Source organism: Cupriavidus sp. 05N38 (assembly GCF_056397345.1).
In genome coordinates this window covers 38164-58987 of sequence record NZ_JBFTNF010000012.1, presented here as the reverse complement: position 1 = coordinate 58987, position 20824 = coordinate 38164, and the positions used below count along the sequence as shown (strand labels likewise).

The window sequence follows — 20824 nt, the reverse complement described above, 5'->3', positions numbered from 1 at the left end:
TGCTATGATTCTTGTTTGGACTTTTGATGACCGCGCCCACAATGGATCAATCCGCAGACCAGACCGCCCATTTCACCTATACCCAGGCTCAGCTCAGCGAGATGGCCGCCGATGTGCTGCGGGTGGCACGCGAACTGGGCGCCACCGACGCGGCCACCGAGATCTCCGAAGGCAGCGGCTTGTCGGTCTCGGTACGCAAGGGCGAGGTGGAGACTATCGAGCAGAACCGCGACAAGGTGGTGGGCGTCACGGTGATGATCGGCAAGCGGCGCGGCAATGCCAGCACCTCGGATTTCTCGCCGGCGGCGCTGCGCGCCACGGCCGAGGCCGCCTACAACATCGCCCGCTTCACGGCCGAGGACGATTGCGCCGGCCTGGCGGAGGAAGAACTGCTCGAACACAACCCGCGTGATCTCGACCTGTTCCATCCGTGGAACATCGACGCCGCGCAGGCCATCGAGCTGGCGTGCCGCGCCGAGGCCGCCGCCTTCGCCGTCTCGCCGCGCATCCGCAACAGCGATGGCGCCAGCGTGTCGGCCCAGCATTCGCAGTTCGTGCTGGCCACCTCGCGCGGCTTCACGGGCGGCTACCCGTACTCGCGCCACTTCATCTCCTGCGCGCCGATCGCCGGCACCGGCAGCGGCATGCAGCGCGACGACTGGTACTCGTCCAAGCGGGCTCCCGGCGCGCTGGCCGCGCCCGAGGATATCGGCCGCTATGCCGCCGAGCGCTCGCTGGCACGCCTGGGTTCGCGCAAGCTTTCCACGCGCCGTTGCCCGGTACTGTTCGAGGCGCCGCTGGCGGCAGGCCTGCTGGGCGCCTTCGTGCAGGCGGTGTCGGGCGGCGCGCTGTACCGCAAGTCGACGTTCCTCTACGACACGCTGGGCAAGGCCGTGTTCGCCCCGCACATCCATATCCACGAGCAGCCGCACCTGCCGGGCGCCATGGGCAGCGCGCCGTTCGACGAGGAAGGCGTGAGGACCCATGCGCGCGACGTGGTCCGCGGCGGCGTGGTGGAGGGCTACTTCCTTTCCACCTATTCGGCGCGCAAGCTGGGCATGAAGACCACCGGCAATGCCGGCGGCTCGCATAACCTGACGCTGTCCAGCAAGCTGACCACGCCCGACGACGATTTCGCCGGCATGCTGCGCAAGCTCGGCACCGGCCTGCTGGTCACGGAGCTGATGGGGCAGGGCGTGAACTACGTCACCGGCGACTATTCGCGCGGTGCCTCGGGCTATTGGGTGGAGAACGGCGAGATCCGCTATCCGGTGGAAGAGATCACCATTGCCGGCAGCATGGCCGGGATGTTCCGCCAGATCGTCGCCATCGGCGCCGATACGCTGGTGCGCGGCACGAAGGAAACCGGCTCGATCCTGATCGAGCAGATGACCATCGCCGGCAACTGAGGCGGGCGCTGCAAACGACCGCGCAGCGGCCTGTTGCCAGGGCCGCCGCGCGGTTCTTGCTTCCAGGCCCGGTTTATTCCTCGCCGGAGGGCGGGCGCTCGTAGGTCACGAAGGCGTAGTCGAAGCCATTGGCCTCGGAGTGATGCGATTCGCGTGCGGTGGCCAGCCACTGGCGCGGGTCGATCGGCGGGAAAACCGCGTCGCCTTCGATATCCGCATCGATCTCCGTCACCACCAGGCGGTCGGCGCTGGGCAGGGCCTCGGCGTACAACTGCGCGCCGCCGATCAGGAAGATCTGCGCCGTGCCCGCGCACAGCCGCTGCGCTTCTTCGAGCGAGTTCGCCACCTCGCATCCTTCGATGCGCAGGTCGGGGTTGCGGCTCACCACGATATTGCGGCGGCCCGGCAGCGGCCTGCCGATGGATTCCCAGGTCTTGCGGCCCATCAGGATGGGGGCGCCCATGGTGGTGCGCTTGAAGTGCGCGAGATCCTCGGGCAGGCGCCACGGCAGCGCGTTGTCGCGGCCGATCACATTGTTGCGGGCCTTGGCCACGATCAGGGTCAGCAATGTCATACGGCCACCGGTGCCTTGATGGCCGGGTGAGGTTCGTAGCCGTCAAGCTCGAAATCCTCGTAGCGGTAGTCGAAGATGCTCTGCGGCTGGCGCTTGATGACAAGCCGCGGCAACGGGCGCGGCTCGCGCGACAGCTGCGTCGCCACCTGCTCGGCGTGATTGCTGTAGATGTGGCAGTCGCCGCCGGTCCAGATGAAATCGCCCACGTCCAGGCCGGTCTGCTGCGCAATCATGTGCGTGAGCAGTGCGTAGGAGGCGATGTTGAACGGGACGCCCAGGAAGATATCGGCCGAGCGCTGGTACAGCTGGCAGGACAGGCGCCCGTCCGCCACGTAGAACTGGAAGAAGGCGTGGCAGGGCGGCAGCTTCATCTGCGGGATCTCGCCCACGTTCCAGGCCGACACGATCAGGCGGCGCGAATCCGGATTGCTGCGGATCTGCGCCATCAGCTCGCTGATCTGGTCGATGTGCCGGCCGTCGGGCGTCGGCCAGGCGCGCCACTGCGAGCCGTAGACCGGGCCCAGTTCGCCGTTCTCGTCAGCCCATTCGTCCCAGATGCTGACCCCGTTCTCCTTCAGGTACTTGATGTTGGTCGAGCCCTGCAGGAACCACAGCAGTTCGTGGATGATCGACTTCAGGTGCAGCTTCTTGGTGGTCACCACCGGGAAGCCCTGGCGCAGGTCGAAGCGCATCTGATAGCCGAACACGGAGCGCGTGCCGGTGCCGGTGCGGTCGGCTTTTTCGGTGCCATGCTCTTGCACATGGCGCATGAAGTCGAGGTACTGTTTCATCGGCGCGGGTGTTGGGGAAAGTGACGCGACAGCGGTGTGGGCATGAAGTGCAAGCTGCCGAACGATGGGCGGCTTGCCGAAGGATGTGCGATTTTATCGCAAACGCGGCCGGGGGACTTCCTGTCGCCGCCGGTGCGGCGCCAAGCAAAAACGGGCCGCCTCGCGGCGGCCCGTCTGCCGGGCGCAGCGCCCCGGCGGGCGCTGCCTGCTTCCTGTGCCGGCCTTACTGGCTGGCCGCCGCCGGAGTGCGGCGCTTCTGCTTCAGGTAGCCGGCGCCGAGCACGCCGCCCACGATCAGCACGAACAGGCCGTAGTAGAGCATGGCGTTGCTGTCGAAGAACGCCTTCACCAGCGGCTCGCTGACGATCATCTTCACCGCGGTGAAGGCCAGCACGCCGGCGCCAATGTAGATGATCGAGGGGAAGCGGCCCATCAGCTTGAGGACCAGGCTCGAGCCCCACACAACGATCGGGATGCTGATCAGCAGGCCCAGCACCACCAGCAGGAAGCTGCCGTGCGCAGCGCCGGCCACCGCCAGGACATTGTCCACGCCCATCACCGCGTCGGCGATGATGATGGTCTTCATGGCGCCCACCAGCGTGGTCGCGCCAGCGCCGTGTTCGTCGCCGTTGCCGTCGTCGGAGAGCAGCTTGTAGGCGATCCACACCAGGGCCAGGCCACCGATCAGCAGCAGGCCGGGGATCTTGAGCAGCCAGACCACGCCAATGGTCATTGCCGAGCGCACCACCACCGCGCCGACCGTACCCCAGATAATGGCTTTCTTCTGCAACTGGGGCGGCAGGTTGCGTGCGGCCAGCGCGATCACGATGGCGTTGTCGCCCGCGAGCACCAGGTCAATGACGACGATGGAAAGCAGCGCCGTCAGGAACTGCATCGTGAACAGATCGGTGAACCATTCCATGAAATCTCCTCGAAAAACGAATAGCCGGAAGCCAAAAGCTGCACTTGCGCACAGTGTTTGCCTGGAGACATGAAGTTCGGGAGCTTGGGGGCGCCTTTGCAAACCATGAAACCAGGTTGCAAAGGTCTTGCTCGACCGCCGTTTGTACATTGCTGTCTTGTTGGCGGTCAGCACAACCGGAGGCCCTGAGGACTCGGAATGACGATTGTGCTAAGGGCTGGGCCCCGGAGCTACTCCCCTTTGAGGGACGTTCCATCCGGGCAAGCCCGCGATGAATACGCTGAGGCGGATTATAAACGAAGCCGCGCTTTCCGTGCGATGAAAAATGTGGTTTATGGCGTACATATTCAGGGGCGTAGCCAGCGCTTCAGGCGTTTTTCCGCCGCGGGCCCGTTTTTGCGATCTATCCTAGAAGACCGGCATCGGCCGATGCGCTCCAGACGTCACCGGAGGCGCGCGCCATGCCGGCCCCGCGCATGCCGTGACGTGCGGGCCCCTGGGGGTTTTATGCATCGCCCATCGACCATCAAGGAAACGTCATGCCGGCCGTCCCGACCCCGCTGCAGCCACGACACGAACATCCCCAAGCCAAGCGCACTTCCGGCGCATCCTTGAAACCCAACGGCAGCCAGGCCGGTGCTGTCGCCGCCAACGGGATCGCGCTGCCCAATCCGGTGCCGCGGCTGGACTTCATCCAGCAGTATCACGAAGACAACGGCGCGTTGCGCGGAGAAATCACGCGAGGCCTGCTGGCCGAGGCCGCCAGCATCAGCCCCAAGTTCTTCTACGACGTGCTCGGCTCGCGCCTGTTCGAGGCCATCACCGACCTGCCCGAGTATTACCCGACGCGTACCGAGGCCGCCGTCTTCTCCACCTTTGCACCCGCCATGGCCGCGCGCGCCGGCAGCAGCTGCGTGCTGATCGACCTCGGTGCGGGCAACTGCCAGAAGGCCGCGCGGCTGTTCGGCAGCCTGCAGCCTGCGCAATACGTGGCGCTCGACATCTCGGTGGAATTCCTGCGCGCCACCCTGTTCTGCCTGCAGCAGCAGCATCCGCAGATTCCCATGCTCGGCCTTGGCGCCGACCTGTGCGCGCCGCTCGACCTGCCGCCCGAGGTCAGGCACGGGCGCCGGCTGTTCTTCTACCCGGGCTCGAGCATCGGCAATTTCGCGCCAGACCAGGCGCAGGCCTTGCTGCAGCGACTGCGTGCGGCCGCGGGCCGCGGCGACGGCGTGCTGATCGGCGTGGACCTGCTCAAGGAAGAGCAGGCGCTGGTCGCGGCCTACGACGATCCGCTGGGGGTGACCGCCGCCTTCAACCGCAACGTGCTGCGCAACCTGAACCGCATCGTCGGCAGTGACTTCGCCCTCGAGGACTGGCGCCACGCCGCCAGCTTCGACCGCCAGGGCTCGCGCATCCAGATGCACCTGCGTGCCGAGCGCGATGTCACCGTGCGCTGGGCGGAAGGCAGCCGGGCGTTCAGCGCGGGCGAGACGATCCATACCGAAGACTCGTATAAATACCGCCCGCGCGACTTTGCCGCCTTGCTCGGGGCAGCCGGATTCGACGATCCCGTATGGTGGACCGACCCGCGTGGGTGGTTCGCGGTGTTCCACGCGCGGGCGTGAGCGTTCCACGCCCGGCGCCGCGGGCCGCCGGAGCCCCGGCGGCAGGGGTGTCATAATGCCTGCGTTCCCGCGACGGGGGCGGCGCGCCAAGCATGCGCGCCGTACTTCCGGCGCGCGGCCATGCAACCGTGGGCGATCCCATTCACCGGCAGGTTTTTTCGATGAGCGGCTTTTCCATGCTTCCCGATCTTCACTTCAACGGCGGCAAGACGGTCTGGACCGACCCTCGGCGCTTGCCACGAGAAGGCCTGGCGCAGGCGCTGGTGGAGACCCGCAACCGGACCCTGGCATGGCTCGCCGCCTTTGGCCAGACCCGCCGGGGCTGGGATGTGCAGCGCCAGGATTTCGCCGAGCCGCCATTGTGGATGCTGGGGCATATCGCCTGGCATGCCGAGTGGTGGTGCCTGCGCGAGGTACGCGTGCGTGAGCACGACGGCGTGCCGCTCCAGGTGGCCGGGGCGCCGTCGCTGCTGGCCGGCGCCGATGCATGGTTCGATCCCGAGCGCATCGATCCCGACGCGCGCTGGGAGGTCGCCTTGCCCGATGTGGCAGTGGTCAAGCGCTATGCCGCCGACGTGCTCGACGCCACCTTGCGCCGCCTGGCGACGCTGCCCGACGATAGCGACGCCACGCTCTACGCCTGGCGCCGCGCCCTGTTCCACGAAGACCGCCAGGGCGAGGCCATTGCGGCGTTGCTGCAGGCGCTCGGCGTGGCGCCGGTGGAGCCCGCGGTGGCGTTGCCTTCGCTGTCGGTGCCGCATGGCGGCACGCTGCAGTTTCCCGGCGGTCGCTTCGTACAGGGCTGGGCCGATCAGGACGGCTTCGCGCTGCCCGATGAACTGCCGCCGCAGCCCACCTATGTTCCCGCCTTCGAGATGGATGCCGCGCCGGTCAGCAACGCGCAGTTCCTCGAGTTCGTCGAGGACGGCGGCTACGAGCGCGCCCACTGGTGGACGCCGGCGGGCCGCCGGTGGCTGATGATGCAGGAGCGCTCGGCGCCACGCTATTGGGCGCGCCACCCGGACTCCAGGGCCTGGATGGCGCAGCGCTTCGGCAGCCTGCGCACGCTGAATCCGGACGAAGCCGTGCGCCATGTGAGCCTGTTCGAGGCGCAGGCCTGGTGCGTCTGGGCCGGCCGGCGCCTGCCGATGGAGTCAGAGTGGGAACTGGCCGCCGTGCAGAATCGCGGGGGCCTGCGCTGGGGCATGGTGCGCGAGTGGACGGCAACGCCGTACGAGCCCTACGCGGGGTTTGAAGCAGGCCCGGGCGATGCGGATTTCGCCGACTGTTTCGCCACCCACCAGGCGGTGCGGGGTGCGTCGTTTGCCAGCCCGGCACGGCAGCATCACCCGCGCGCGCGGCTGGCGCTGTTGCCCGAGGACGATTTCGCCTTCGTCGGCTTTCGCAGTTGTCCGCTCTAGGGGGCGCCCGGCGCGCACTGCCATGCAGGCGGCAAAAGAAAAAGGCACCCGAGGGTGCCTTCTTCTTTTGCCGGAAGGGGCTGTGCGCCGTGGCGGCCAGCCCTGTCTCCGATCAGCGCTCGAAACGCGAGCGGCCGCCGCCGTTGCCGTTGCCATTGCGCTGGCCGCCGAAGCCGCCACGGTTGCCGTCGCGGTTACCGTCGCCGAAGCTGCGCGGAGCGCCGTCACGGTTGCCGTAGCTGCTGCGGCCTTCGCCGCCACGGTAGCCACCGCCGTTGCCGGCCGGTGCGCCGCCGCCGAAGCTGCGGTTGTTGTCGCCGAAGCTGCGCGGTGCTGCGCCGTCACGGTTGCCGAAGCCACGGTTGTCGCCGCCGCGGTAGCCGCCTTCGTTGCCGAAGCTGCGCTGGCCGCCATTGCCGGCGTTGCCGCCGGCACCGGTGTTGGCGCTCTGGCCGCGGTAGCCGAAGCCGCCGCGGTCACCGAAGCCACGGTTGCCGTCGCGGTCGCCGAACGGGCGGTCGCCGGCCGGGCGCGGTGCGCCGTCGCGGTTGCCGTAGCTGCGGCTTTCGCCGCCACCGAACTTGCGGTCGCCGAAGCTGCGGTTTTCGCCGCCGCGGTAGCCGCCGCCGTTGCTGTTGCCACGGTAGCCGCCGCGGTCACCACCCGGCTTGCCGCCGAAGCCGGTGCGCGGCTTGGGCGAGCGGCGCGGTTCCAGGCCTTCGATCACCGAAGCGTCGATGCGGTTGTTGGTGAAGCGCTCGATGCGCTTCCACTGGAACATGTCGCCATGGTTCACAAGGTTGATGGCGACGCCCGAGCGGCCCGCGCGGCCGGTACGGCCGATACGGTGCACGTAGTCCTCGGCCTGCTTGGGCAGGTCGAAGTTCACCACGTGGGTGATGTCGGGCACGTCGATGCCGCGCGCGGCCACGTCGGTGGCCACCAGGATGCGCAGGTTGCCACGGCGCAGCGAGGTCAGGGTGCGGTTGCGCGCGCCCTGGGTCATGTCGCCGTGCAGTGCGCCGGCCGCGAAGCCGGTGTCCGACAGGCGCTCGGCCAGCGAGTCGGCATCGCGCTTGGTGGCGGTGAAGACGATCGCTTGCTTGAGGCTGACATCGCGCAGCAGGTGGTCGAGCAGCTTTTCCTTGTGCGACATGTCGTCGGTGAAGTGCAGGCGCTGTTCGATATTGCTCTGGTCGGCGCGGGCAGCGGCGATCTCGATGCGTTGCGGGTCGCGCAGCTGGCGCGAGGCGAGCTGGGCGATGCGGCCGTCCAGCGTGGCCGAGAACATCAGCGTCTGGCGGGTGGCCGGGGTGGCGGCGACGATGGCGTCGATGTCATCGGCAAAGCCCATGTCCAGCATGCGGTCGGCTTCGTCGAACACCAGCATGTCCAGCGCCGACAGGTCGATGCGGCCGGCTTCGATGTGGTCGAGCAGGCGGCCCGGCGTTGCCACCAGGATGTCGGGCATCTTCGACAGCATGGCCAGCTGCTTCGGGTAGGGCATGCCGCCCAGGATGCTGGCGCACACGATGCGGCGCAGGTGGCGGCCGTACTTTGCGGCGGCTTCGGTCACCTGCAGGGCCAGTTCACGCGTCGGCGTCAGCACCAGCAGCGCCGGCTGCGCCGGTGCGGGGCGGGGGCGCTTGCCCTTCATGCGCTTGGCCGGCTCGTCAAAGCGCGGGCGGTTCGGCGCAGCCTTTTCGCTGATGCGCTGGATGGCCGGCAGCATGAACGCGCCAGTCTTGCCCGAGCCGGTCTGGCTGGAAACCAGCAGATCGCGGCCGGCCAGGAAGGCGGGGATTGCCTGCGCCTGCACCGGCGTGGGCGTGGTGTAGTTCAGTTCGGCGAGGGCGCGCAGGATGGCTTCGTCCAGGCCGAGCTTGGCAAAGCCGTTGTCGGCAGCAACCGGAGCGGCGGCGGCAGGCTCGGCGGCCGGGTTGAGCATGGCGTCGATCTTCTCGAGCGGGCTCGGTTCCTGGGCTGCGGGCGTGGCGATGATGGCGGCTTCGGTCGATGCGTCAGCGGCGGAGGCAAAATCCTGCTCCGCACGGATGTCGTGCTGGGTCATGTCGTAACTTTTATTTAAATGCATGGCACCCCATGCCAATCGAGTGTGCAGGGGCGGGCGCAGTGCAAAGTCTTAAAAAAGGCTTCGGCGCCAATCGGTGAGGCCGTTACGACAGACACGCTGGCAGTACGGCGGCAGGCAGGGCGGCATCGGCACAAGGCCGGGTGCGTATTCCCTGGCAGGCAAACAGCTCGATACAAGCTGTTCAACAGGATCGGAGACGAGGCGACGTCGGTGAGAAATGCGTTCTGTCGGGTATCACCACTTGGCCATCAGGACGGGCCAGCCGGCGGGACCGGGGAGCAGAGCTTGAGAGCGGGGGCGGTATCGCCTGCCGCAGGTCGCGGCTGGCGTGTTGCACAACTCACAGTGCGAACTCACGGCGCGTATTGTAGCAGAAACAAAAGTAATTTGTTGCGCTGCGATAAGAATTCTCTATGTGCGCTGGCGAGTCTCTGCTGCGTGGCCCTTTGTCCGCTTTGCCGGTCAAGGGCCTTGCCGCCGCGGGAGTTGCATCCGCCGGTCGTCTGCCTATACTGAATCCGTCGGGCTCACCTACGCCCGGCAAGGTAGCGGACCAAGCATACCGCTGACCTTCCTTGGCGCTTTGATTTAAGTGCTGCTCGCCGCTGGTATCGCGGCAGTCGGCGTCACTGCCAGTATTCCTTCGGCTCTCCGGGTGGTCCGGAGGGACGTCCGCGTCATGGGCGGAATCATGGGAATCCTGCTTGCACGACTGTTTGCCGGGATAACGCCGATGTGACCAGGAAGGTCCGGACCGTCCGCAACCGGCCCGCCAGCAGACTGGCGGGCTTTTTCATGTCAGGTGTCTTCAATCCCGAGGCCCATCCGCCCGCCTCACTCCCGTTGCGTCACGCCTGCCGCTTTCATTGCCGCGGCCAGCGTTTGCGCCGTGCGGTTTTTGATATACTCCGGGCCTGCTCCCGGATCCGTGCCATCGAGGCGCGCCACACATCCGCGGGGTCTATCCGCTCGCCGTAGTTCAATGGATAGAACGAGCGCCTCCTAAGCGCTAGATACAGGTTCGATTCCTGTCGGCGGGACCAGTGCAACGCTGGTTCTTCGCGGTTCGTCGGACGATGCCCCGTTTCAGGCTATGTAGTGTCCGTCTCCGTCTAGTGTCCGTCTCTGTCTCCGTCTGCAGGGAAGCCCGGAACCTGCGGCACTCTCCCGGGCTTGACTATGCGCCGCCGGATCACTCAATGCGCCCCCGTCTTCGAAAACAACTGGATCACCGCCACCCCCGCCACGATCAGGCCGATGCCCAGCCATGCCGCCAGGTCCGGGATCTGCCGGTACAGCACGCCGGCGATCAGCGTGACCAGCACGATGCCGGCGCCGCACCAGATGGCGTAGGCAATGCCGACCGGCACGGTTTTCATGACCTGCATCAGCAGGAAGAAGGCGGCCACATAGCCGCTTACCACCAGCAAGCTGGGGAGCAGGCGCGTGAAATTGTCGGCGGCCTTGAGGCTGCTGGTGGCAATCACTTCGGCCACGATGGCCAGGGCCAGGAGCACGTAGCTGTTCATCGGTCGTTTTCCTGCATTGATTGTCGCCGGGTGCGCATTTTCCCACATGGCGTCGGCCGGGCCGGGAAGGGGGTGTACAGTGCGTAACCGGGCGGGCGCGGGCGCGCGGCCACGGACAACCCCCTACTTTCAGGTGGTTGCCCCGCGCCGGGATGCGGCCTTCAATCGCAGTTAGGGTTCCTCAGAGAGCCTGGTATGTCGCGGTAGTGCCGACCAGCTGGCAATACGATAAAGCCGGAGGCGGGTGAGTCAGGTTCACAGGGGGGCGCCATGAAAGGCGACGACGAGTTGCAGACCGTTTGGCCGCAGGTGGATGGCGCGCTGGCGGGGCAGGGGGTCTGGCAGAACACGATTGCCGCCGCGGATGTGGCGCTGGAGGAGGCGTCGCGCATCCAGCGGGGCGTCCAGCACAATCTGCGTTTGCAGCAGGAGGTACGGGCGCTGCGCGAGGAACTGCGCAAGGCGCATGGCGAACTGGACCGCTACCGTGGCATGCATGCGCGGGTGGTGGTGGGCATGCGGCAGCTCGAAGAGGACAACGCCGGCGAGGTCAGCCGCCTGCGCGCCGAGAGCGAGATGCTGATGGTGCGCCACCGGGTCTACAAGCTGCTGGCCGAGCACTACGCGCTGACCGCGCTGAGTTTCGATCCCGCCGTCTTCGCCGAGCACCGCGACCGCGTGCTGCAGCACATTCTCTTCCAGCGCCGCAAGGGCGCGCCGCTATCCGGCATGTGCGCCGCCGATATCGCTTTCCTGCTGCTCTGAGCGGCACGCCCGGCAAGAGTCCGGGGCCGTCTCGCTTCATCTTGACTGCGCGTCGCGGCCCTGGCCGCTTGCCGGGGCGGCGCGCGGGCGCAGCACCAGCAGCGCCAGCATGCCACCCACCACGCCCCAGAAGGCCGAGCCCACGCCCGCCAGCGTCATGCCGGAGGCGGTGATCATGAAGGTCAGCAAGGCCGCCTCGCGTTCGGCTGGCACCTGCATGGCCGTGGTCAGCCCGCTGGCGATGGAGCCGAGCAGGGCGAAGGCCGCCACCGCCACCACCAGCGCCTTGGGAAAGGCGGCGAACAGCGCCGCGATGCTGGCGGCAAGCACACCCGCCACCAGATAGCCGATGCCGCAAACCACGGCTGCCGTGTAGCGGCGGTCGCGGTCGGGGTCGGCCTGCGGGCCGGTGCAGATCGCTGCCGTGATCGCGGCCAGGTTGATGCCGTGCGAGCCGAACGGCGCGAGCAGGGCGGAGGCGATGCCGGTCACGGCGATCAGTGGCGAGGCGGCAACGTGATAGCCGTCGGCGCGCAGCACCGCCAGCCCGGGCACGTTCTGCGAAGCCAGCGCGACGATGAATAGTGGCACCGCGATGCTGACGAACGCCTGCACGGAGAAGGCCGGCGTGGTCCACACCGGCGCCGCCAGCGCGAAATGGAACGCTTCGAAATGCAACTGGCCCAGCGCGCCGGCCAGTGCCACGCCCGCCACCAGCACGCCAGGCACCGCGTAGCGCGGCCACCAGCGCCTGCCGGCCAGGTAGAGCGCAAACATCACCAGCAGCAACACGGTCTGCTGCTGGACCTGTACGAACACATCGACGCTGATGCGGAACAGGATGCCGGCCAGCAGCGCGGAGGCAATGCTGGCCGGCAGGGCGCGCATCAGCTTGTCGAACCAGCCCGTCAGCCCTGCCGCGGTCATCAGCAATGCTGCCATCACGAAGGCGCCGATGGCTTCCGGGTAGGGCACGCCGGGCAGGCTGGCGATGAGCAGCGCCGCGCCGGGCGTGGACCAGGCGATCACGATGGGCGCGCGCGTCAGCAGCGACAGCCCGATGGTGGTGACACCCATGCCGATCGATAGCGCCCAGATCCACGATGCGACCTGCGCATCGGAGAGATGCGCGGCCTGGCCGGCCTGGATCATCAGCACCAGCGAGCTGGTGTAGCCGGTCAGCATGGCTATCAGGCCGGCGACGAGCGCCGGGACGGAGAGATCGGAGAGCTTGGGCGGGACAGTGGCGGGCATCGGGCAGGGTTGCCGGCGATACCTCACGAGGCCTGTGAGCCCCGGAGCGCGCGGCAGGGAAACGAGACGGCGAAGAAAGCGAAGAACCGCGGATGCGGCCGGGCCGCCATCTTCGCACGAGTCTCCTCTTTTTTGTCGCCTGCCTGCCCGCGCCAGGGCGTGGCCGCCCCGGGACGCGTCCCGGGGCACCGGCTCAGTCGGCGACCTTGTCGCTGGGGAACTTGAACGAATCCCGCAGCAGGTAGCTCATCGGGATATCGAGGTTGACCCCGTTCGGCGGGATCGGCGACTGGAACCACTTCTTGTAGAGCTTCTGCGTATCCTGCGAATAGATCGAGGCGATCAGTGCCTTGTCCACCAGGTGCTTGAACTCTGCATCCCGGCGCGACAGCATGATCGCGTAAGGCTCGATCGTCAGCAGTTCGCTGGTAATGGTGAAGCTCGCCGGGTTCTTCGCATTGGCGCGCAGGCCGTAGAGCAGCACGTCGTCCATGATGAAGGCGTCGGCCTTGCCTTGCTCGACCATGGCGAAGGCCTCGGCATGGTCCTTGGCTTCCAGCACCTTCATCTGCATGGCGCCGGCACCGTTGATCTGGCGCACCATGGCCAGCGGCGTGGTGCCGGTCGTCGAGACCACGGTCTTGCCGCGCAGGTCGCTCAGCTTGCGGATGCCCGAGTCGCTCTTGACCAGCATGCGGCTGCCGGCGATGTAGTGCGGGATGGTGAAGGCGACCTGTTCGCGCCGTTCGCGGTTGTTGGTGGTGGAGCCGCACTCGAGATCGGCCTTGCCTTCGACGATGGCGGGGATGCGGCTGGCCGGCGTGACCGGCACGTATTCCACCCTCAGGCCCGGCATCTTCAGGGCGTCGCGCAGCGAGTCGGCCACGCGCAGGCAAAGGTCGACCGCGTAGCCGAACGGCTTGCCGTCCGCCACGAACGAGAACGGCACCGAGCTTTCGCGGTGGGCGATGCGCAGCGTGCCGCTCTGCTGGATGCGCAGCAGGACGGGTGTCGCCGACGTCTGGGCCACGGCAGGCGGCATGCCCGCGGCCACCGTCAGCATCAGTGCAAGCGTGGACAGCAAGGGCAGCGCGCGGCCCCGGGCAGGCGCGAACCCCGGCCGGGCGTCGCGCAAGCAATGCGAACGCGGATAGATCATGGAATTCCCCGTACAAAGAAAAGCGGCTGGAACGACTAATCGCAGAACAAGCGTTGTCTGGCGTCGGGCTGCCCGCACCGGTTGCTGACCGGCTTTTTGTAAGTTGCTGCCGTCGTGCTGCGGCTTGCTTGACCGGCGGCCATTGTTCCATGGCCGTGCGCGGCTCGACAATACGCGCCCAGGGGAGTGTTGCGCGGCGCGCAACTGCGCACTAAAACGGGGGTTTGAACAGGGCATCCGGGTGCGTCGCGCACCGTGGGCGAGAGCGGTGCACGTTGACGGGGCTTTCCCTTACGGATTTGTCCGACTAGAGCGGCGCCGGGGCCCTTGCTATCCTGCATTCGTGCCTTGCGAGCAGGGCACCGAGGAGAGACTCTTGGGCCCGCGCCAGCGCGGGCCCTTCTTTTTTTCCGGCGCATGCCGGGCCGGTCGCCGGCCCCCGCCGCCGGGCCGCGAGGCCACACTGGTCTACAATGCCGGCTACCTGGCATCCTGGCGCCCGGTCCGGCGCGACGCGCTGCCCGCGTGGCGCTGGGCGAGCACCGTTCTGCCGCGCCTTCGTCGTGCCTTGCGCCCGTGGGCGCCAGCGCCGCGCCCGTGCCGCCACCTCTGTCTTCCTTTTCGTACTGCTGCTCCCATGGCCCTGTTTTCGATTTCCGACGCCCAGCTCGCCTTTGGGCATGTGGCCTTGCTCGACCATGCCGACTTCTCCCTGGAAGCCGGCGAGCGCGTCGGCCTGATTGGCCGCAACGGCTCGGGCAAGTCCTCGCTGCTCAAGATCGTGGCCGGCCTGTCCGCGCCGGACGATGGCCTGATCGCGCGCCAGAGTGGCGTGACCTCGGCTTATGTGCCCCAGGAGCCGCAATTCGAGCCCGGCCAGGTGGTATTCGATGCGGTATCCCAGGGCCTGGGCCAGGTCCATGACCTGCTGGTCGCATACGAAGCCGCGCTGGCCGCGCTGGACGACAACCACGACGAGGCCGCGCTGGCCGAGTTGCACCGCCTGCAGTCCGAGGTCGACGCCGCCGGGGCGTGGCAAGTGCGCACGCGCGTGGAAACCACGCTGGCGCAGCTTGGCCTGAGCGCCAATGTGCGGGTGGATGCCTTGTCCGGCGGCATGCAGAAGCGCGTGGCGCTGGCGCAGGCGCTGGTGGCCGAGCCCGACATCCTGCTGCTCGACGAACCCACCAACCACCTGGACGTGGAAGCCATCCGCTGGCTTGAAGACCTGCTGCTGTCCTTCCGCGGCAGCGTGCTGCTCATTACCCACGACCGTGCCTTCCTCGACCGCGTGGCGACCCGCATCGTCGAGCTGGACCGCGGCCGGCTGGTGTCCTTCCCCGGCAACTTCGCCGCCTACCAGACGCGCAAGGCCGAGCAAATGGCGGCCGAGCAGGTCGAGCAGGCGAAGTTCGACAAGCTGCTGGCGCAGGAGGAAGTGTGGATCCGCAAGGGCGTGGAGGCGCGCCGCACGCGCAGCGTGGCCCGCATCCAGCGCCTGGTGACGATGCGCAGCGAGCGCGCCTCGCGGCGCGACGTGCAGGGCAACGTCAAGCTGGAGGTGTCGCAGGGCGAACGCTCCGGCAAGATCGTGGCCGAGCTGACCGACGTCAGCAAGGGCTTCGTCGACAAGGTGGTGGTGCGCGATTTCACCGGCACCATCATGCGCGGCGACAAGGTCGGCCTGATCGGCGCCAACGGCGCCGGCAAGACCACGCTGCTGCGCCTGATCCTCGGCGAGCTGGCACCGGACGGCGGCACCGTGAAGAACGGCAGCAATATGCAGGTGGCGTATTTCGACCAGATGCGCACCCAGCTCGACCTGGAGCGCTCGCTGGCCGATACCATCAGCCCGGGCAGCGACTGGGTCGAGATCAATGGCCAGCGCAAGCACGTGATGAGCTACCTGGGTGATTTCCTGTTCGCGCCCGAGCGCGCGCGTTCCCCGGTGAAGTCACTGTCCGGCGGCGAGCGCAACCGCCTGCTGCTGGCGCGCCTGTTCGCCCGCCCGGCCAATGTGCTGGTGCTCGACGAGCCGACCAACGACCTCGACATCGACACGCTGGAGCTGCTCGAGGAACTGCTGCAGGACTATAGCGGCACCGTGTTCCTGGTCTCGCACGACCGGGCCTTCCTCGACAACGTGGTGACCTCGACCATTGCCGCCGAAGGCGACGGGCGCTGGCGCGAATACGTGGGCGGCTATTCCGACTGGCAGGTGCAGTCGGCACGCAGCACGGCCATGCAGGAAGCGCGCGGCGGCGAGCGCAAGGCCGCCGAGGCAGCCAAGCCGCGCGAGGCCCGCGCGGCCGCGCGCGTCAAGCTGTCGTACAAAGAGCAGCGTGAACTGGACGGCCTGCCCGAGCGCATCGCCGCGCTCGAGAAGGAGCAGCAGACCGTGTCCGCGCAACTCGCGGACGGTACGCTCTACGCCAGCGATCCCGCCAAGGCGACGCAGCTCGGCACCCGCCACGACGAGATCGAGATGGAACTGCTGGAGACGCTGGAGCGCTGGGAAGTGCTGGAGGCGAAGACAAAGGGCGAGGCGCAGTAAAGTCCGGACGCCGCCGCGCTGCTGCCAGGCTCCGCCAAGGCCGCCCGCGGTGCCCGAGGTCGTTTCCTTTCTCCCCTCATGGGGAAGGGGAGGAATCAATCAGGGCGTGGCCGGGCCCGCTAGCCGCACCAGGCCAGCACCATATTGGTCAGGTCGACCATGAAGGCCGGCCGCAGGTAGCCCAGGAAGGCCAGCGCCAGCACCATGGCCGCCACCGCGAAGCCGGTGGCGCGCAAGACGGTGGCGCGCGCGATCATGCCGCCACCACCCGCGGGCGCGAGATGGCGTGCTCGCGGATCGGCAGGTTGACCAGTGCGGCGAGCGCGCCCAGCCCGATGGCGATCATCCACACCGTGTTGTAGTTGCCGGTGCGGTCATAGAGGAAGCCGCCCAGCCACGCCCCCAGGAAGCTGCCGATCTGGTGCGAGAAGAACACCACCCCGGACAGCATCGACAAGTACTGCACGCCGAACACCTGGGCGATGATGCCGTTGGTCAGCGGCACCGTGGACAGCCACAACAAGCCCATCAGCGCGGCGAACACCCAGGTGCTGGCGGCCGTGAGCGGCAACAGCAGGTAGGCCGCGATCACCACCGAGCGGGTGATGTAGATGAACGACAGCAGGTACCGCTTGGGCATGCGCTGGCCCAGCGCGCCGGCAGTGTAGGTGCCGAACACATTKAACAGGCCGATCAGCGCCAGCGCCACGGTGGCGACCTTGGGATCGGTCAGGCCGCGGTCCTTCAGGTACGGCGCAAGGTGCACGCCGATGAACACGACCTGGAACCCGCACACGAAGTAACCCAGCGTCAGCAGCTGGAAGTTGCGGTTGCCGAAGGCCTCCCGCACGGCCTGGCCGATGGTCTGCTGGAAACCGCCCGCATGCGCTTCGGCTTTCGGCTCGCGCAGGCTGAAGGCCAGCGGCAGCATCAGGCAGGCCAGCACCGCCAGCACGAGCAGCGCGTTTTGCCAGCCGGCCGTGGAAATCAGCGTCTGCTCCACCGGAATCATCAGGAACTGCCCGAACGAGCCCGCCGCCGCGGATATGCCCATGGCCCACACGCGCTTCTCGGCGCTGGCCACGCGCCCGATCACGCCGTAGACCACGCTATACGTGGTTCCCGATTGCGCGATGCCGATCAGGATGCCGGCGCCCGAGGCAAAGGCGGTGCCGGAGCTGGCCATGGCCATGACCAGCAGGCCTGCCACATAGAGCGCCACGCCGATCAGCATGATGCGGAACGCGCCGAACTTGTCGGCCAGCGCCCCGGTAAACGGCTGGGTCACCCCCCACATCAGGTTCTGCAGCGCCAGCGCAAAGGCGAAAGTCTCGCGGCTCCAGCCATGCGCCTGGGTGATCGGCAGGTTGAACAGCCCGAATCCGTGCCGGATGCCCATCGACAAGGTGACCAGCAAGCCACCGCAAATCAGCACGGTGGTGAGGGAAAGTGGTTTCTTCTGCATGGTGTTCTGCATCTTGGCGTGCGTCCCTTGGCTCTGTTTGTCGTGTTGTTCTAATTTTGTTCTGGTTCTTCTCTCGTTCTGCTCTCATCCTTCGCCGGCGCCTGCCGCAGGCGCCCTTGCCGGCTGCCCCGGCAAGGGCGCAGCCTGGCCGCGCAGCCCGGTGCGGGGGAGTTTACTCCGCATCCGGGGGCCGCGTGGCGCGCCGGGACGGCGCAGCAATGTGCCGCATCGGGCGCGGGCTGATGCGATCGAGAATGGTGGCAAGACGGTCACGCGCTTCCATTACAATGCAGGCTGCCCGGCCACCCTGGCTGGCGCGCGGCGGACCGCCGTGGCGCCGGGCTGGCCGAGAATCCCACTAAGCAAGCGACTCCATGGCGAGCAAAACCAGTCAGTACAGCGAATCTTCCATCCGGGTCCTCAAGGGCCTGGAGCCGGTCAAGCAACGGCCCGGCATGTACACCCGTACCGACAACCCCCTGCACATCGTGCAGGAAGTGATCGACAACGCCTCCGATGAAGCCCTGGGCGGGTATGGCACCGAGATCATGGTCACCCTGCACCGCGACGGCAGCGTCAGCGTGGAGGACGACGGCCGCGGCATCCCGGTCGGCATCCATCCCGAAGAGCAGGTCCCGGTGGTGGAGATCGTCTTCACGCGCCTGCACGCGGGCGGCAAGTTCGACAAGGGCAAGGGCGGCGCCTATGCCTTTTCCGGCGGCCTGCACGGCGTCGGCGTTTCGGTCACCAACGCGCTGTCGACGCAGCTCGACGTCACCGTCTGGCGCGACGGCAACAACGCCACGCTGACCTTCTCGGGCGGCGACGTCACCGTGCCGCTGGCCACCCGCAAGCTCGAGCGCGGCGAGAAGAAGAGCGGCACGCGCGTGCAGGTGTGGCCGGACCCCAAGTATTTCGATTCGGCCACCATCCCGCTGGCCGAGTTGCAGCGTCTGCTGCGCAGCAAGGCCGTGCTGCTGCCAGGCGTGAAGGTCACCCTGCTGCATGAGAAGAACGGCGAGCGCCAGACCTGGCAGTACGACCAGGGCCTCAAGGGCTACCTGGTCGAAGCGCTGGCGCAGGGCAGCGGCGCCGAACTGGTGGTGCCGATGTTCGAGGGCGAGCATTTCGCCGACCCGGACGCCAACGCCGCCGAAGAAGGCTTTGCCGAGGGCGAGGGCGCAACGTGGGTGGTGGCCTGGACCGAGGACGGCGCGCCGGTGCGCGAGTCCTACGTCAACCTGATCCCCACGCCGGCCGGCGGCACGCACGAGTCCGGCCTGCGCGAGGGCCTGTTCCAGGCGGTCAAGAGTTTTATCGAGATGCACGCGCTGCAGCCCAAGGGCGTCAAGCTGATGAGCGAAGACGTGTTCGCGCGCGCCTCGTTCGTGCTGTCGGCCAAGGTGCTGGACCCGCAGTTCCAGGGCCAGATCAAGGAGCGCCTGAACAGCCGCGACGCGGTGCGCCTGGTGTCCACCTTCAGCCGTCCCGCGCTGGAGCTGTGGCTCAACCACCATGTCGAGTACGGCAAGAAGCTGGCCGAGCTGGTGATCCGCCAGGCCCAGGCGCGCACGCGCGCCGCGCAGAAGGTGGAGAAGAAGAAGGGCTCGGGCGTGGCCGTGCTGCCGGGCAAGCTGACCGACTGCGAATCCACCGACGTCACCCGCAACGAACTGTTCCTGGTCGAAGGCGACTCCGCCGGCGGCTCGGCCAAGATGGGGCGCGACAAGGAGTTCCAGGCCATCCTGCCGCTGCGCGGCAAGGTGCTCAATACCTGGGAGACCGAGCGCGACCGCCTGTTCGCCAACAACGAGGTGCACGACATCGCGGTGGCGATCGGCGTGGACCCGCACGGCCCCAACGACGAGCCCGACCTGTCCAACCTGCGCTACGGCAAGATCTGCATCCTGTCCGACGCGGACGTGGACGGCGCGCACATCCAGGTGCTGTTGCTGACGCTGTTCTTCCGCCATTTCCCCAAGCTGATCGACAACGGCAATGTGTGCGTGGCACGCCCGCCGCTGTACCGGGTGGATGCGCCCGCGCGCGGCAAGAAGCCGGCGCAGAAGCTCTACGCGCTCGACGACGGCGAGCTGGTGGCGATCCAGGACAAGCTGCTCAAGGACGGCGTCAAGGAGAACAGCTGGCAGATCTCCCGCTTCAAGGGCCTGGGCGAGATGAATGCCGAGCAGCTCTGGGAAACCACCATGAACCCCGATACGCGCCGCTTGCTGCCGGTGGCGCTGGGCAGCTTCGACCTGCCGCAGACCGTGGGCGTGATGAACATGCTGATGGGCAAGGGCGAGGCCGCGCAGCGGCGCACCTGGCTCGAAGAGCGGGGCAACGAGGTGGTGGCCGACATCTGAGCGGCCCGCTTCCGAGATCCGCATGACGCGAGGAAACCCGATGGCGAATACCAGACCTGAGAGCAAGCGGTGGCGGCGCATGGCTGCCGTCCTGCTGCTGGCCGGCCTGGCTTGCGCGCCGGCGGCCCACGCGGCGCTTTATGGCTATATCGACGACGACGGCGTGGCGCATTTTGCCGACGAGAAGCTCGATGAGCGCTATACGCTGTTCATGCGGAACGGCGGCGAGCTGCGCGTCTCGCCGGGCCGCGCGGGCGCGGGCGCGGGCGCTGGCGCTGGCGCTGGCGCTGGCGGCCAGATCGACCTGGAGACGCACAAGCTCTACCGCTATATCGTCAACCACCCGAACATCGCCACGGTCGAGCCGATCATCCGCCAGGTGGCGCAGGCGCAGAACGTGGACCCGGCGCTGGTCAAGGCGGTGATGGCGGTGGAGTCGGGCTTCAATGCCGGCGCGGTGTCGCCCAAGGGCGCGATCGGGCTGATGCAGGTGATTCCCGACACCGGCGCGCGCTTTGGCGTCGCCGCCGACGCGCGCCGCACGGTGGAGCAGAAGCTGGCGGACCCGCGCACCAATATCTCGGCCGGCGTGCGCTACCTGCGCTGGCTGATGGAGCTGTTCCCCGGCAACCTCGAACTGGTGCTGGCGGCGTACAACGCGGGAGAGGGCGCGGTGCAGCGCTACAACAACCGCGTCCCGCCGTTCCCGGAGACGCAACAGTATGTCAGCACGGTGCTGCAGTTCTACCGCTTCTACCAGCCGGGCGGCACGCCCGCGAGCGTGGCGGGAGGCGGCGCGGGCGGCGTGAGCCGCGTCAAGATGGTGATCGGCGGGCGCCGCAACATGCCCTGACACCGACAACGAACAATATGCAACCGGCGCGCCGCGCTA

The 20824-nt window shown here is 67.6% G+C and carries 16 protein-coding genes and 1 tRNA gene; 8 read left to right on the top strand and 9 right to left on the bottom strand.

From position 1 onward, the window contains the following. The first annotated feature begins 41 nt into the window (after positions 1 to 41). Positions 42 to 1409 carry a metalloprotease PmbA gene (pmbA, locus tag AC1DK4_RS11335; RefSeq protein WP_441613094.1) on the top strand — a complete coding sequence of 456 codons (1368 nt, stop codon included), beginning with the start codon at positions 42 to 44 and terminating at the stop codon, positions 1407 to 1409. 73 nt (positions 1410 to 1482) lie between these two features. On the opposite strand, the gene AC1DK4_RS11330 is transcribed toward pmbA, so the two are convergent. The 3 genes from AC1DK4_RS11330 to AC1DK4_RS11320 form a co-directional block, all read right to left on the bottom strand. Beyond that, positions 1483 to 1983 carry a dihydrofolate reductase gene (locus AC1DK4_RS11330; RefSeq protein WP_441613093.1) on the bottom strand — a complete coding sequence of 167 codons (501 nt, stop codon included), beginning with the start codon at positions 1981 to 1983 and terminating at the stop codon, positions 1483 to 1485. Next, positions 1980 to 2774: a thymidylate synthase gene (locus AC1DK4_RS11325; RefSeq protein WP_441643179.1), complete on the bottom strand. Its 795-nt coding sequence runs from the start codon at positions 2772 to 2774 to the stop codon at positions 1980 to 1982. Before AC1DK4_RS11325 ends, AC1DK4_RS11330 begins: the two co-directional genes overlap by 4 nt. Before the next feature lie 223 nt (positions 2775 to 2997). Beyond that, positions 2998 to 3696 carry a TerC family protein gene (locus AC1DK4_RS11320; protein WP_441613091.1) on the bottom strand — a complete coding sequence of 233 codons (699 nt, stop codon included), beginning with the start codon at positions 3694 to 3696 and terminating at the stop codon, positions 2998 to 3000. Positions 3697 to 4235: 539 nt separating this feature from the next. Between AC1DK4_RS11320 and egtD the strand changes: the two genes are divergently transcribed. Beyond that, complete coding sequence (gene egtD, locus AC1DK4_RS11315) at positions 4236 to 5324, top strand: L-histidine N(alpha)-methyltransferase (RefSeq protein ID WP_441613090.1); 1089 nt, start codon at positions 4236 to 4238, stop codon at positions 5322 to 5324. A 161-nt stretch (positions 5325 to 5485) separates the two neighbouring features. Next, positions 5486 to 6745, top strand: coding sequence for an SUMF1/EgtB/PvdO family nonheme iron enzyme (locus tag AC1DK4_RS11310; protein ID WP_441613089.1), 1260 nt, complete (start codon positions 5486 to 5488; stop codon positions 6743 to 6745). 112 nt (positions 6746 to 6857) lie between these two features. Here the strand turns inward: AC1DK4_RS11310 and AC1DK4_RS11305 are convergent, their stop codons facing one another. Then, positions 6858 to 8816 (bottom strand): DEAD/DEAH box helicase, encoded by a 1959-nt coding sequence (locus AC1DK4_RS11305; protein ID WP_441613088.1) that lies wholly within the window; start codon positions 8814 to 8816, stop codon positions 6858 to 6860. 992 nt (positions 8817 to 9808) lie between these two features. Here AC1DK4_RS11305 and AC1DK4_RS11300 point away from each other — a divergent pair. Beyond that, positions 9809 to 9883: transfer RNA gene (locus AC1DK4_RS11300), tRNA-Arg, on the top strand. 153 nt (positions 9884 to 10036) lie between these two features. Here the strand turns inward: AC1DK4_RS11300 and AC1DK4_RS11295 are convergent. Continuing rightward, positions 10037 to 10369 (bottom strand): DMT family transporter, encoded by a 333-nt coding sequence (locus tag AC1DK4_RS11295; protein ID WP_441613087.1) that lies wholly within the window; start codon positions 10367 to 10369, stop codon positions 10037 to 10039. 270 nt (positions 10370 to 10639) lie between these two features. Here AC1DK4_RS11295 and AC1DK4_RS11290 point away from each other — a divergent pair, with 270 nt between their 5' ends. Beyond that, entirely contained in the window at positions 10640 to 11134 is a 495-nt protein-coding gene (locus tag AC1DK4_RS11290) for a hypothetical protein (RefSeq protein WP_441613086.1), read from the top strand. A 36-nt stretch (positions 11135 to 11170) separates the two neighbouring features. On the opposite strand, the gene AC1DK4_RS11285 is transcribed toward AC1DK4_RS11290, so the two are convergent. After that, positions 11171 to 12388 carry a benzoate/H(+) symporter BenE family transporter gene (locus AC1DK4_RS11285; RefSeq protein WP_441613085.1) on the bottom strand — a complete coding sequence of 406 codons (1218 nt, stop codon included), beginning with the start codon at positions 12386 to 12388 and terminating at the stop codon, positions 11171 to 11173. A 193-nt stretch (positions 12389 to 12581) separates the two neighbouring features. Then, positions 12582 to 13451 (bottom strand): amino acid ABC transporter substrate-binding protein, encoded by an 870-nt coding sequence (locus AC1DK4_RS11280; RefSeq protein ID WP_441613321.1) that lies wholly within the window; start codon positions 13449 to 13451, stop codon positions 12582 to 12584. A gap of 733 nt (positions 13452 to 14184) precedes the next feature. Here AC1DK4_RS11280 and AC1DK4_RS11275 point away from each other — a divergent pair. After that, positions 14185 to 16101: an ATP-binding cassette domain-containing protein gene (locus AC1DK4_RS11275; RefSeq protein WP_441613084.1), complete on the top strand. Its 1917-nt coding sequence runs from the start codon at positions 14185 to 14187 to the stop codon at positions 16099 to 16101. A 119-nt stretch (positions 16102 to 16220) separates the two neighbouring features. On the opposite strand, the gene AC1DK4_RS11270 is transcribed toward AC1DK4_RS11275, so the two are convergent. Continuing rightward, entirely contained in the window at positions 16221 to 16358 is a 138-nt protein-coding gene (locus AC1DK4_RS11270; RefSeq protein ID WP_441613083.1) for a hypothetical protein, read from the bottom strand. Next, positions 16355 to 17566, bottom strand: coding sequence for an MFS transporter (locus AC1DK4_RS11265; RefSeq protein WP_477131535.1), 1212 nt, complete (start codon positions 17564 to 17566; stop codon positions 16355 to 16357). The genes AC1DK4_RS11270 and AC1DK4_RS11265 overlap by 4 nt, the downstream gene beginning before the upstream one ends. 374 nt (positions 17567 to 17940) lie before the next feature. Between AC1DK4_RS11265 and AC1DK4_RS11260 the strand changes: the two genes are divergently transcribed. Together AC1DK4_RS11260 and AC1DK4_RS11255 are read left to right on the top strand one after the other, a co-directional pair. Further along, positions 17941 to 19932 (top strand): DNA topoisomerase IV subunit B, encoded by a 1992-nt coding sequence (locus AC1DK4_RS11260; RefSeq protein WP_441643178.1) that lies wholly within the window; start codon positions 17941 to 17943, stop codon positions 19930 to 19932. A gap of 40 nt (positions 19933 to 19972) precedes the next feature. Next, positions 19973 to 20785, top strand: coding sequence for a lytic transglycosylase domain-containing protein (locus AC1DK4_RS11255; RefSeq protein WP_441649649.1), 813 nt, complete (start codon positions 19973 to 19975; stop codon positions 20783 to 20785). The last annotated feature ends 39 nt before the right edge of the window (positions 20786 to 20824 follow it).